This is a genomic window from Bradyrhizobium sp. GW821-FHT13H06, from assembly GCF_058803975.1.
Genome location: NZ_JBXAPN010000008.1, coordinates 64,572 through 77,468, shown reverse-complemented (window position 1 = coordinate 77,468; position 12,897 = coordinate 64,572). Strand labels below are relative to the sequence as shown.

At 59.9% G+C, this 12,897-nt stretch carries 13 protein-coding genes; 3 read left to right on the top strand and 10 right to left on the bottom strand.

What is annotated here, in order from left to right:
- Window positions 1-483 precede the first annotated feature (483 nt).
- Window positions 484-699: a hypothetical protein gene (locus tag AC1RQP_RS28895; RefSeq protein ID WP_492940016.1), complete on the bottom strand. Its 216-nt coding sequence runs from the start codon at window positions 697-699 to the stop codon at window positions 484-486.
- Between the two features lie 367 nt (window positions 700-1,066).
- Between AC1RQP_RS28895 and AC1RQP_RS28890 the strand changes: the two genes are divergently transcribed.
- Window positions 1,067-1,984 (top strand): lipid A biosynthesis lauroyl acyltransferase, encoded by a 918-nt coding sequence (locus AC1RQP_RS28890; RefSeq protein ID WP_492940015.1) that lies wholly within the window; start codon window positions 1,067-1,069, stop codon window positions 1,982-1,984.
- Here AC1RQP_RS28890 and AC1RQP_RS28885 read toward each other — a convergent pair.
- From AC1RQP_RS28885 to AC1RQP_RS28860, 6 genes are all read right to left on the bottom strand, one after another.
- Window positions 1,964-3,580 carry a B12-binding domain-containing radical SAM protein gene (locus tag AC1RQP_RS28885; protein WP_492940013.1) on the bottom strand — a complete coding sequence of 539 codons (1,617 nt, stop codon included), beginning with the start codon at window positions 3,578-3,580 and terminating at the stop codon, window positions 1,964-1,966. The genes AC1RQP_RS28890 and AC1RQP_RS28885 overlap by 21 nt on opposite strands.
- Before the next feature lie 216 nt (window positions 3,581-3,796).
- Complete coding sequence (locus AC1RQP_RS28880) at window positions 3,797-4,243, bottom strand: Rap1a/Tai family immunity protein (RefSeq protein WP_492940011.1); 447 nt, start codon at window positions 4,241-4,243, stop codon at window positions 3,797-3,799.
- A 661-nt stretch (window positions 4,244-4,904) separates the two neighbouring features.
- Complete coding sequence (locus tag AC1RQP_RS28875; RefSeq protein ID WP_239625988.1) at window positions 4,905-5,594, bottom strand: hypothetical protein; 690 nt, start codon at window positions 5,592-5,594, stop codon at window positions 4,905-4,907.
- A gap of 88 nt (window positions 5,595-5,682) precedes the next feature.
- Window positions 5,683-5,880 (bottom strand): hypothetical protein, encoded by a 198-nt coding sequence (locus AC1RQP_RS28870; RefSeq protein WP_082822273.1) that lies wholly within the window; start codon window positions 5,878-5,880, stop codon window positions 5,683-5,685.
- Between the two features lie 209 nt (window positions 5,881-6,089).
- Window positions 6,090-6,674, bottom strand: a complete 585-nt coding sequence (locus tag AC1RQP_RS28865; protein WP_239625989.1) for a protein-S-isoprenylcysteine O-methyltransferase — start codon at window positions 6,672-6,674, stop codon at window positions 6,090-6,092.
- Between the two features lie 5 nt (window positions 6,675-6,679).
- Window positions 6,680-7,912, bottom strand: a complete 1,233-nt coding sequence (locus tag AC1RQP_RS28860) for a hypothetical protein (RefSeq protein WP_239625991.1) — start codon at window positions 7,910-7,912, stop codon at window positions 6,680-6,682.
- Between the two features lie 185 nt (window positions 7,913-8,097).
- On the opposite strand from AC1RQP_RS28860, the gene AC1RQP_RS28855 reads away from it, so the two are divergent.
- Both AC1RQP_RS28855 and AC1RQP_RS28850 read left to right on the top strand, forming a co-directional pair.
- The gene (locus tag AC1RQP_RS28855; RefSeq protein ID WP_239625993.1) at window positions 8,098-8,820 is read left to right on the top strand and encodes an SGNH/GDSL hydrolase family protein; all 723 of its coding nucleotides are present in this window, start codon (window positions 8,098-8,100) and stop codon (window positions 8,818-8,820) included.
- 182 nt (window positions 8,821-9,002) lie between these two features.
- Window positions 9,003-9,263, top strand: a complete 261-nt coding sequence (locus AC1RQP_RS28850; protein ID WP_239625995.1) for a hypothetical protein — start codon at window positions 9,003-9,005, stop codon at window positions 9,261-9,263.
- A 135-nt stretch (window positions 9,264-9,398) separates the two neighbouring features.
- Here AC1RQP_RS28850 and AC1RQP_RS28845 read toward each other — a convergent pair whose 3' ends face one another.
- Genes AC1RQP_RS28845 through AC1RQP_RS28835 form a run of 3 tightly spaced genes read right to left on the bottom strand, consistent with a single transcriptional unit; the run spans window position 9,399 to window position 12,861 of the window.
- Complete coding sequence (locus AC1RQP_RS28845; RefSeq protein ID WP_194392605.1) at window positions 9,399-10,139, bottom strand: ABC transporter ATP-binding protein; 741 nt, start codon at window positions 10,137-10,139, stop codon at window positions 9,399-9,401.
- On the bottom strand, window positions 10,136-10,933 hold the full coding sequence (locus AC1RQP_RS28840) for an ABC transporter ATP-binding protein (protein WP_239625997.1): 798 nt from the start codon (window positions 10,931-10,933) through the stop codon (window positions 10,136-10,138). The genes AC1RQP_RS28845 and AC1RQP_RS28840 overlap by 4 nt, the downstream gene beginning before the upstream one ends.
- Window positions 10,930-12,861 (bottom strand): ABC transporter permease, encoded by a 1,932-nt coding sequence (locus AC1RQP_RS28835; RefSeq protein ID WP_492940007.1) that lies wholly within the window; start codon window positions 12,859-12,861, stop codon window positions 10,930-10,932. Before AC1RQP_RS28835 ends, AC1RQP_RS28840 begins: the two co-directional genes overlap by 4 nt.
- Window positions 12,862-12,897 lie beyond the last annotated feature (36 nt).

The following is a 12,897-nucleotide window of genomic DNA, read 5'->3' as shown; positions in this document are numbered from 1 at the left end:
CGCACATAGCCTGCTCTTCCTCAAAGGCTCGCGTGACGTTATCAGGCCAGGAAATTCGCCCTTGTATATGGGCACGACCCACTCCAAGGAGCGACCGACCTTGTCTACCGCCGATGGATTTTGCTTGATCCAACCTTGCACACGCCACCTTCCAAATGGCCGAAAAACTTGAAGTCTCGCTCCAATCCATCATGGGACAGCGCGCGGCGCGGGGTTAGACCGCGAAGTGCCACATTGCGGCATCGGGGCGTGGGTTGATCAGCGTTCGCGAGAAACAACCGCTTGAAAATCCGACCGCTAAACCGGTTTCTCTGGCTAAGGCACTGATTTGGTGGGCGCACCAGGGCTCGAACCTGGGACCCGCTGATTAAGAGGTAGCGACGGGTAGAGAACAATCAATGACTTACTGGTCGCACCACTGGGCTTATCCGGCCGAAAATGGGCATTCGTCGCACGATCATATTGCTTCGATGCACCGACCCATTAGGCGAGCCTCGCCCGGCGCGGGATGTAGAGCTGGGTGAGCTGCCGGTCGGCGGGACCGATAACCGAATAGCCTACCGTCATCTCGAGAGCCGGCGCATCACCCCAATTGCGGAACTTGCGGTTACGCGTCGCTGAAAAGACGCTGGCGCCATTTTCTCGCAGGTCCGGCAAGATGCCATCCGGCTCCTTGGCGAACCTGAGGCGGCTGGACATCGGCACGTCGTCCAGGTCATCAAGTCCTGCACATAGTCACAGGAGCTGGCAGCCAGCGCCTTCGTGTTGTCGTTCAAGCCCTCGTCGATTGAGAACGACACTGCTTAGATTACGTCGGCAAACTTGGCAGCTTCCTGGCCTGAAGCCACCGGCTGAGCCCCGATCCGCACATGGTCGGGATGCTCGTCGTCTAGCATGATTTTCAGACCATCGAAGAAACCGAGTACGCTTTCGATGAACTTGGGATCATCGACGATACGCCCTGCGCAACCCATCGGTGTCTTTGATCGCACCGCGTATCGGTGGTATGATGATGCGCGCTGAAGCCCATGGAAAGCCGAAAGTGTAAGCCAAGGTTGTCGTTTCAATGCGGACCAGGGCCCGACTTCGCGACGTGACCAAGCCCCTGGGCCAAGCGGCGGTGGGCGCGTTGACGATCGGAACATTGCGTACCGCTCGCCATTTCGATCCAACCAAGACCGCCAACCTATTCGCTCGGATCACTCGCTCAATAGGGCCCATGATGCGGGAGCAAAAGACCGGTCGAGCCAATCTAACCGCCGCATTTCCGGAAAGATCGCCTGCGGAGATCGAGACCATTCTCGCAGGCGTCTGGGACAATCTCGGTCGAGTCGGCGCCGAATTCGCGCATCTTGATCACATCTGGAACTACGAACCCGCGCGGCCCGAGGATAGCCGGATCGAAATCGACAAGCGCTCGTATGATTTGTTTACGCAGCTGCGGCTCGACGGGAAACCGGCGCTGATCTTTGCGAGTCATCTCGCTAACTGGGAAATTCCGGCCCTGGCAGCCGTCGCGCACGGGCTGGATACCGCGATCCTGTATCGCCGACCCAACATCGCGTCCGCCGACCGCATCATCCAGGATTTGCGCGCCGTGAAAATGGGCACACTCATTCCAGCAAGTCGTGACGCGCCCTTAAGACTTGCCGAGGCCCTTAAAAGTGGCCAGCACGTTGGAATGCTGGTCGATCAGTATCTGACCAACGGCGTCGAGGTCACTTTCTTCGGCCGCAAGACACGGGCCAATCCGTTGCTTGCCCGGCTGGTACGGCAGATTGAGTGCCCAATCCACGGCGTGCGCATCATCCGTCTGCCCGGACACCGCTTTCGTGGCGAACTGTCTGAAGAAGTGAAGCCGGTCCGCGATGCCGCCGGACAAATCGACATTCAGGGAACGATGCAGGCGGTCACGTCGGTCATCGAGGGCTGGATCCGCGAATATCCCGACCAGTGGCTGTGGCTACACCGTCGCTGGAGGTAGCACTTGGCCAACCGCCGTAGCCCTCGGCAGAGGAACATCGTCCAACTCGGCAATGCGGCGGTCAATCTCGCCGATGACGCGTTCCGAGAACGGCCCGAGGTGCATGTACAGCGCCATCAGCATCACGATGTAACGCAGCGCGCCCGGATTGGTCTTGGCGACGTCGACGAAGGTCTTCCAGAACGGCTCACGAACCTTCGGCAGGGCCCGCATGATCTTGTGTACGCTGTCGATGCCGCCAAGCCTTTTGCGCACATCGCCATCCGGGAGATCGCGGCGCCGGTCGGACCGGTCGAGCATGGATGCGAGACGCGACAGCCGTCCTGCATAGGCTGCCGGACTGTAGACGTGCCCGAGCACGGCCTTGTAATCGGCAAGGATGTCACGAAGCGGACGCTTGGTATCGAAATTACAGCCGAGCGTGCACTGATCGCCCGCCTGCTCGACGTTCATGAGGTCATGGCCCTGATGCAAGCGGCCTTCCGCGGCCAACCGCCGTGTAAGCTGCGTCCCAGGCAGCGCATAAAGCAGTCCAACGATGGAGACTGGAATGCTCGCCTCCTCGATGAGGTCGGCCATTGCCTGTCCTATCGAGGCATTTTCGCTATCGAACCCGACGATGAAGCCAGCGGTGACGAACATGCCGTAGCCGTAAATCTTGTGAATGCACTCGGCGATGTTGCGCCTGGTGTTCTGCTTCTTCTTCATCTGCACGAGCGTCTCGGGATCCGGGCTCTCGATGCCGACGAAGATCGCGAAGAAGTTCGCATCCTTCATTGCCTGCAACAGTTCGCTGTCGTCCGCGATGTTGATCGAGGCTTCGGTCGAGAACTCGAATGGATAGTCGTGGTCTTCCAGCCACGCTTTGAGCCGTGGCATCAAGGTGCGGAGGTTCTTCTTGTTGCCGATGAAATTGTCGTCGACGAAATCGACATGCCCGCGATAACCGTGATCGTAGAGTGCCTGCAACTCTGCGAGAATCTGATCGTTGGTCTTGGTACGCGGCACGCGGCCATACAACTCGATAATGTCGCAGAACTCGCAGGTGAACGGGCAGCCACGCGAATACTGCAAGCCAATGTATAGATAGTGATCGAAGTTGAGAAGATCGTAGCGAGGCATCGGGCTCAGCGTGACATCTATCTTGAATTTCTCGGCGATGAACACGCCTTTGCGTTCGCCGCTTTCCCAAGCGGCGATGAACTGCTCGATGACATGCTCGGCCTCGCCGATCACCTGAAAATCCGCGTCCGCGTAAAGATGCGGGCTCGAGGAGACGTCCGGCCCACCGACACATACTGGCTTGCCGCGCAGGTGAGCGAGATCGATCAGGTAGATGGCATCCGGTTGCTGGTTGAGCATACCGCCGATCATCACAAGATCGGCCCAATCGAGGTCCGCCTCTGTCAAAGCCTCGGTATTGCGGTTGACAAGCCGGATGTCCCAATGCTTCGGCAACATAGCGGCGACGGTGATCAGGCCGAGTGGCGCCGTTGGATACTTCGCACCGACGAGTTCGCAGGCATCCGCATAGTTCCAAAACGAATTCGGAACGAACTTCGGATAGATCATCAGGACGCGGCAGGGGATTGTCATGCTGTTCCAGCCCGGGCGTTGATGGCACAATGCCCCGCTGTTTATCGGGGCTCAAGGGTTCGATTCCGCTCGTCGATAAGGCGTTGAGTGCTGATCGTGGAGATGCGCATGGCGGTTCAGTTCGCGCACCTCGGCGGCAGTGCATTGCGAATCAATCAGGCCTGACGCGAACATCGCCGGCCGCAAGGCTAGTATCAGTATCCTCAGATACGCGTTCTATTTGGATTTTTTTGGGGCACGCTTTTTCAGTCCCGTCCCGGCATCGTCCCCACGGCAGGGCCAAGCATCCCTGAATGCTTCGATCGCGACGGTGATCCCCGGCTCATTCACCCGATCCGGATTGTTATCAAGATACTGCAGAAAAACCTTCGCACTTTGCAAAGGGCTGCCTTGCGCGGGGGGGCATGCACGCACGTCAGCGGGCAGATTTGGTGAAAAGAGCATCGCGGTCTCGATCATTCCCTCACATGCACCTGCGGACCGAGCTTCGTCCTGATTGCGAAGCGAGCTCTTGACAAGCAGCTCGCAGGCCTTTTGCGCGTCGGTTCCCTTATCGACAACCGTGGCGCTGGCCGTCCCGATGATAGCTAGGATTAGGCCGGCAACAATCATATGGACCCGCATCCGCGTCCCCCGAATACCGGCGCGATAGCTTGCAGGCATTGAGTATGCCGCAATAGAGCGGCCGCCCGCGCCGTTCCAGGCGGCTCAGACGGCTTAGCTCAAAAAAAGCGTCTGATCCATCGCGCTCGAATATAGCGACGTGAACTCAGCTCTTCCATTTCCACAGAGCCGAAGGAGCGCTTGTCGACTTGATAACACGCAGCTTTCCGCGCCGTGACCGCTGCAAAGGTCGGCTACACCGCGATCATGATCGCGGATCGCCATAGGCGGCGACAAGCGTGCTGATGGTACAGATCTCGATTCGGCACGGAGAGCGTCTATTATCCCGCCGTGTACGCGACGTGCACTGGTCGATCGATATTGATGCTCGGCCTCGACGCAGAACCATTGCCCAAAACGGCAATCTTCGTCTGCGACGACAAGTTCTGCGAACCTTCCGGAACTACGCCAAGGTGGACTTCGCCCTCGGAACGGCTTCTAACAAGAGCTCAGCAATGTCAAAGCGGAGGTGGAGCTGCCTCGCAGCGCAGCGCCACGGACGTTCCCATGATCTCCCCGCCTATTCATCAACCAGGCGAGGCAGCCCACGAATGCTGGTCGTATCGAACCGCATCCTCAAAGAACAAGCTCGCTTGAATTTCTTGAAGACCTCACACCCATCTTCACGCGCGGAAAACTGGATGAACTCAATCCGAGGATTCTAGCCTCGACCGGGTTCAAGCTGCACCGTTTTTCGCCCCCCGTTCAGCTCTCTGAGTTTGTTTACGTATTCCTCAGGCTTTAGCAGATGAAACGGAGCGTTGAGGCCCATAAAAGTCGCTATGCGCCCGATGAAAGCAGTGCAGTTGGTCGTTGCTGCATTCCACAGCGGCGAAGTGTCCTGCTGGCGCTTGATATAAGCAAAGACCTTCTTGGCGTCCGCCTCAGACAAATAGACGCGATAGCTGGCCGTCAGATATTGCTCGTCAAGATCACCGTAGGTCGCGCCCGTCTCAGAAGGGACAAACATGATGTGTCCCAGGATATAGGGCACCTCGTCGCCGGCCGGAGCCAGACCAGCGACCTCGACCTGCTTTTCGCCCGTCTTTCCGTACCAGACGAAAGCATGACCGTACGTTGCCGCCGTGCGGGCACGAAAATCAACGTAGTAGGGACCCGTGGCGGCAGCTCTTCGAGCTGGCTTTACATCGGATATCGCCGGCGTAGCAGCAGCCATGCTCGCCGCATGCTTCGTCGCCGAACTGGGGACAGCGTCCCGTTGCTGCTGGTCGGCACGCGCCACGAGTGGTTGCGCGCTACTGATCCCGGCCCCCAAGCCTACAAAGGCCGCCAGCATGGCGGCCTTTGCAAGAAGCTTTAGACCCGGATATTTCCGAATCACTCCCGCCATCTTCGAATCCTCTTGGATCCAAGATCCGATGCCACAGGTAGCCTGCTACCCCAAACGAACGCCGCTGGCGTACGAATGGATAGTCAGATCAACCCTTGGTCACCAATGGAGCCGGGGCAGCGACCGGGTATTTGCCCACGGGGCTCTTACCCACGGGATATTTGCCGATCGGAGCTTTGCCAACCGGCGCGGCGGCGGCAACCGGCTGAGGCCGCGGCAGGTCAGCAGCAGCTGCGGTTCCCACGAAAGCCAAAGAAGCGATTCCAAGGACAGCGAATTTCAACATCGTTTCTCACCATTGTTCGGGACGATTGGATTCACCTGACACGCATAGGAATAACCCGACACTCGCCACGGCACCAACGAATAGACCGGGGGAGTCCGCGGTTCCGACCGCTTTTTCTGCCGTATGTTGCGGAAATGGCACGCAAATCGAGGTGTCTGGTTCCAAATCAGTCTCGTGCGTACCACAGGTCGAGACATGCCGGGACCTAGCTAGAGTATCCACGGGAAGACCCGACCGGTCCGCGCCATATAATCGCGATAGCTGTCGCCAAACGTCTGCAACATCATTCGCTCTTCCCTTGCGACGCGGCCAAAGAACAAGATCCCGAAGCCGGCCAGGCCCGCGAAACCGGCAATCCAATTCGGCAGCAGCAATGCCTGGGCGATAGCCCACAGCCAAAATGCCGAATACATCGGGTGTCGAACTCTCCGGTAAATCCCTTCCGTCACGAGCTCATGATTCTCTCGCACGTCGAGACTTATCGACCAATTCCGGCCGAGTGCACGGTGAGTCAGGTGAAACACGCCCAAAGCCGCAATCGCAAAGAAAGAGCCCAGCCAAGCCAACGCGGGATAAAAGCTGTGAGCTGCGAAACGAGGCATTCCTGTCGCTACGTAGACAAGCGGAACAAGTCCGAGTCCCGAAAGTGATATGAGCAGGAGCGCAGTTTCCAGGGGGCCTCGAGCGCTCCGCACAACCCTCGCACGGCGGGAACGGCGCGCGTACTTATAGCGTATGAGGTACCAGCCGATCACCAGCGCAACGAAGATGACTTTTGAAATGGTGGGCGTCATCTGAATCAGGCTGCCGCGCCCGGATTTCCCAGCAGCTCGCTTTCCGACGCCGGCGCGCCCGCAATAAGGCCTCCGTCGTCAGCGATCATCGACACAGCGCCATCCGGGGCGAGCGTCTGGGATTTGGCTGAAATAGGTCCGCATGTGAGCATGAAGTAGTCGTACGATGTTCGCCTGTCATTTCCACTGACGAACTGGCAGTGCACGCGGAAGAAATTGAAGCGGATGCGTTGATACATGTCGTCGTTAAGCATTCGACTAATCTTCACGACCCTGACGGTCGCCTCGTTTTCTGTCGACAAGCCCATTTCGGCCATTGGCCGGCATTTGTAAAAATTCAACACGTCGGTGAGGGCTTGATAGTCGCCCCAGAAGATCGCGCGGGAATTGGCGACGCGTTCCACCGCACTGCGAAAGCGTACTGCCTTCGGGTGCAGGCCGATCTTGAGTATGGATGATCCAACGCTCAAGAATGTGACGGGAATCTTTTTCCGACCGAGCCCAGGGTCCAGCTTCAAGGCGCGATCAAGTAGATCAACCGCTAGCACGGCGCCAAGGCTATGCCCCACGACCAAAATTTCGTCTGCGGCAGAGTTGGTCGCCGCAACCACGAGCTCGGCGGCCAACCTGTCTAGCCTCTGCTCAATTTCCGAATTCCCGCATCGAATATACTCGCGAGAAAAAATCCAATCGTCAAACAAGTCGCTCAGGTGGAGCCAGCGCCACGGGCCAGCCAAAACGGCTACGATCCCGAAGAAACCGACACCGGTAGCCGTAGGAATGGATCCGGTGATCTTGAATGCAACCAGGGCAATCAAACAGGCGGCCGCGATGAACAGCCCGAACATGACGAATGGATAGAGAAAGAACAGTGCGTAGCGCCAGTTGGTCAGCAAGTACCGCCAAAGAGTGCCGGTCAAAACGAAATCCAGAAACGCAAGAATGCCGACGGAAATGCGTGAGCCAATGCTTCGACGCCCGAAGGCCTCAATTACGTCGTGCCATCGGACCAGACGGTAATCGGTTTCGACGAGCCAGTCGGGGCCAGTTGACGTCACATTCCATCGTATCTGGTCGGCGGTATCATGCAAACCGTCAACGGCCGCTTTCACTGACCAGGTACGTTGGAACCTCGCAATTTCGCGCACAAAGCGTCGTTGCGCGCTGGCATGCGACGTGATTGGATCATAGCCGCCGATATGGAATACCAACCGTTTCGCTACAGGCTTGCCGGACATTGTCTTATCCCCGGACTCATGCGTGCTGCTCGCTCCCCACGCGTCAATCGACCTGCAATCAAAAACAGACGTTTGAAGCCAAGGGTTGTCAAGAGAGAATCGACCAGTTATTGGGGAACATGGGTCGATTTGTTCTGCCATGCGTAAGCCGAACCGCTCGAACAATAGCGTCGATCGGTGCTGCCGTGATTGTCGGTTTGTCCAGCACAGCGCCCTCTCAAGCGCAGGACGAGGCATCATCTGGCCAGAGATGCCTCGCTGCAAATTTGGATGTTTCGCTGGGCGCACAATTGCCCCGCACGGCGGCGCGTTTGAGATCTGGTGAGCCGCTAAAGATTGTCGCGATCGGATCATCGTCGACGGTGGGGCTCTGGGTACTTCGGTCCGCGGCCACATATCCGCAGGTGATGCGCCGAGAACTCTCGAGGCTTAGATCCAACGCAACGATCGAGGTCATCAACAGCGGTCGAGTCGGCGATACGATTCCGAACAACATCGCGCGGTTCGAGCGTGACGTTTTCGCGCACACGCCTGATCTCGTTATCTGGCAATTAGGTACCAATGACGTCGCCTGGGGTGGCCGGCCGGACCAAGGGCTCAAAAGAAGCGTTCTTGAAGGGGTAAGGGCACTTAAGGCGGGGTCTGCCGATGTCGTGTTGATGGATCTGCAATATGCGCCACAGGTGCTCGCTTCCGCTAGCTACTCAACGATGGAGGGCATCATCGCCGATGTCGCGAAGCAGGAACGGGTCGGGCTGTTCTCTCGTTTTGCGCTGATGCGAAACTCGATCAATGCCGGAGTTGCGCAAAGCGCGCTTGTAACGTGGGACGGATTGCACAACACCGCCGATGGTTATGATTGCATTGGACGAGCCCTTGCCCGAGCCATCTCAGCGAGTGCGCGTTGAGAGGCCCTAGCTCAGTCGAATCGAAGGCCGCGGGTTCGCATGAGTTTGGGCACCGGCCGTGACAGCGATGCCGAACGTGCAGATGTCCACCAACGCGAACAAAGACCAACTATCGTCGACAATCACCGCATTTCTCGCAGCGGTGACAGCAATTCGCGCCGACGCTGTCAGGGGGTGCGCTCATGCACCAATATGCCAGCCAACTTGCTGACCTGCTACTGGTGCTTGTTGCCGCGTGGATGGTGCCGGCCACCATTTTTATCACCTACGCCTATTTCGCTCGTCTTAAGAATCCGGTTAGCGAATCGGTCTTTGGACGCGTGGTCATCATATCCTTGTTCATCATAACCACGTCGATCTGGCTCCCGATAATTCTGACCGCCATAGCCCTATCGCTGATCGGCCATTTGTGGTTCCGCTTCAGGGGACAACTACGCAAATAGCTAGATATTGCTGGAGGCGAAAAAGATGGAGCCGAATTAGAGCGGCCCCTCAGCAAACAGAAAAGGGAAGCGAAGCAATGTCCGCGTTTCGGCGGGCGCCGGTGCTTTCTCGTGGTCCAAGCGGGGGCTTCTCGCCTAGACACCAAGATAGTTGCGCTGAATGTCGTCATTCTCCGCAAGCTCCCGCATCGAGCCCTCGTACATGATCTGCCCCTTCTCCAGCACATAAGCGCGATCCGAGACCAGTTGGGCGAAATGAAAATTCTGCTCCGACAGCAAGATGCTGGCGCCGCGCGCCTTGAGAGACAGAATCATGTGCGCCATCTGCTCGACGATGACGGGGGCGACGCCTTCCGAGGGCTCGTCGAGCAGCACTAGGAACGGATTGCCCATCAGCGTGCGGGCGATCGTAAGCATCTGCTGCTCACCGCCGCTCATCTGTCCGCCGCGCCGGCCCTGCATGCGTCCGAGATTGGGAAACAGCTCGTAGAGCGCGTCCGGCGTCCAGTTCAGCGCCGGACTGCCATCCGGCCAATGACGAAGCTGCTGCCGGCCGGTTTCGAGATTCTCCGTCACCGTCAGATCGGGGAAGATGCGACGATCCTCGGGTACGAAACCAAGCCCCATGCGCGCGACCTGGAACGGCTCCTTGGCGGCGATATCGCGGCCCATGAAGCGAATCTGCCCATCGCGGCGCGCCAGCAGCCCCATGATCGCCTTCAGCGTTGTGGACTTGCCGGCGCCGTTGCGCCCCATCAGCGAGATGACCTCGCCACGGCGCACCTGAAGCGCAACATCGAACAGGATGTGCGCGGCGCCGTACCAGGCGTTCAAGCCGGAAACTTCCAGCAGAGCAGGCTCGACGACGTCGCTCATGCGGACATCCTCCCGCCGAAGGCCGGTTGCGGCAGATGCTCGAAGGTCGTCCCGCTGCCGAAATAGACCTCCTGCACCTTGGGATGGTTGCGGATCGCCTCCGGCGTCCCTTCCGCGATCAGCTGGCCGCGCGCGAGCACGATGACGCGGTCGGCATGCGCGAATACCACATCCATGCTGTGCTCGGTGAACAGCACGGCCATGCCGCGCTCGACCACCAGCCGCTTCGTCAGGGCCATCAGCTCGTTGCGCTCGCGCGGCGCCATGCCGGCGGTCGGCTCATCCATCAGCAGCAGCCTCGGATCGTTGGCGAGCGCCATCGCGAGCTCGACGCGCTTGATGTCGCCATAGGCGAGCTCGCTGCAGGGCCGGTCGGCTTGCGCGCGCATGCCGACCTGCTCGAGCAGCGCCAAAGCCTCGGCGCGAAACCGGCCGGCCGCCGGGTGCCAGAGCGCGAACACCTGGCGGTGATGCGACAGCACCGCCATCTGCACATTTTCCGCGACCGTGAAGGAGGCGAAGGTGGCTGCGATCTGGAAGGTTCGTCCGACGCCGAGGCGCCAGATGGCGCGTGGCTTCATGCCGATCAGATCACGCTCCGCCATGCGCACCGATCCGCCGGAGGCACGCAATTGCCCGCCGACCATGTTGAACGTGGTCGATTTGCCTGCGCCGTTGGGGCCGATCAGCGCCAGCAGCTCGCCGGGATGAAGGTCGAAGCTGATGCCATCGACGGCGCGTACGCCGCCGAATGAGATCCCGAGGTCGCGGACTTCAAGCAACGCAGCACTCATGTCAGTTTCTCCTGCCGCTCCGCCGTCATGCTCATTCGTGGGTGCTGCCACCAATTGCGGATCTGCAACGAGATCCCCGCAAGTCCCTGCGGGAAGGCCAGCACCAGAAACAGAATGATGCCGCCGAACAGAGCCCGCCAGTAATCGGTGGCGCGCATGACCGAATCCTGCAGGACCCCGAACACCGCGGCGCCGATGATGGGCCCCGTCAGCGCCTGGATTCCGCCGAGGAGAACCATGACGAGGCCATCGACCGATTTGCCGACCGAGATCACATCCGGCGACACGCTGCCCTTGGAGAACACATAGATCGTGCCGGCTAATCCGCCGAACACGCCGGCGATGACGAAGGCCAGCCACTGCACGCGCTTCACGTCGATGCCGATCGCATCGGCGCGAAGCGGCGAGTCCCGCCCGGCCCGCAACGCGTAGCCGAACGGCGCGAACAGGAACCGGCGCAGCACATAGGCCGAGAGCGCGACCATGACGAGGGTCAGATAGTAATAGCGCGTTCCGCTCAGCCACTCGTCCGGCCAGATGCCGATCATGCCGTTGGAGCCGCCCGTCACCGCGTCCCACTGAAACACCACCGACCAGACGATTTGCGAGAAGGCGAGCGTGAGCATCGCCAGATAGACGCCCGAAAGCCGCACGCAGAACCAGCCGAACAGCATCGCGCCAAGCCCCGCAAGCAGCGGCGCCGCGAGGATCGCGAGCGGCATCGGCAAGCCAGCCGCCTTGACCAGGATCGCCGCGCCATAGGCGCCGAGCCCGTAATAGGCGGCATGCCCGAACGAGTGCATGCCACCCGGCCCCATCATGAAGTGCAGGCTGACCACGAACAGGATCGCCACCAGCACGTCCTGGCCCAGCACGGCGGCATAAGGCAGCGACTGGTTGAGCAATGGCAGCGCCGCCATCGCGAGCAGGCAGACGGTGATCGCAACTCCATATCGTCCCGAGCCGCGGCGCAGCGGCGCCTCAACCGGCGCCGCATGGCGATTGGTTGCCTGCGGGCGTCCCAACAACCCCCACGGCCGCACCACAAGGACCACTGCCATGATCAGGAACTCGACCACCAGGGTCAGCTTGGAGAACGAGATCGTGATGCCCGCCAACTGAACCGTGCCGAGCCCGATGCAGATCGACTTCACTTCCGCAATCAGCAAGGCCGCCAGATAAGCCCCCGGGATCGAGCCCATACCACCCACCACCACGATGACGAACGCATCGCCGATCGTCGTGAGATCGCGGCCGAGGCTCGCCGGCTCACGCGGCAATTGCAGCGCGCCGCCGAGCCCCGCCAGCATGCATCCGAGCGCGAACACGCCGGTGAACAGCCAGGCCTGGTTGACCCCCAGCGCACCGAGCATTTCGCGGTCATGCGTGGCCGCGCGGACCATCACACCCCAGCGCGTCCGCGTCAGCAGGATCCAGAGCAGTCCGAGGATCGCGGGCCCGATGACGATCAGGACGAGATTGTAGCTCGGATAGGCACGGCCGAAGAGCTGGACGGCGCCTGCGAGCCCCGGCGCGCGGCGGCCCAGCAGATCTTCCGGTCCCCAGATCCAGAGCGCCGCGTCGTTGAACACCAGCACCAACGCAAAGGTGGCCAGGAGCTGGAACAACTCGGGGGCCTTGTAGATCCGACGCAGCAGCAGCATCTCCACCAGCGCACCGAGCAATCCGACTGCCAACGCCGCGAGCAACAGCGCGCCCCAGAACCCCATAACCCGCCAGGAGCCGCCGCCGAGCCGTTCGATGAGCGAATGAGCCACATACATGCCCAGCATGAAGAAGGAGCCGTGGGCGAAATTGACGATCCGGCTCACGCCGAAGATCAGCGACAGGCCGGCGGCAACCAGAAACAACGCGGAGGCTTCCGCCAGGCCGTTCAGCAATTGCGCCAGGAGGGCGTAAAGATCCATGACAGTTCTCTGGCAATCTCGCTCAGGACAGATGTG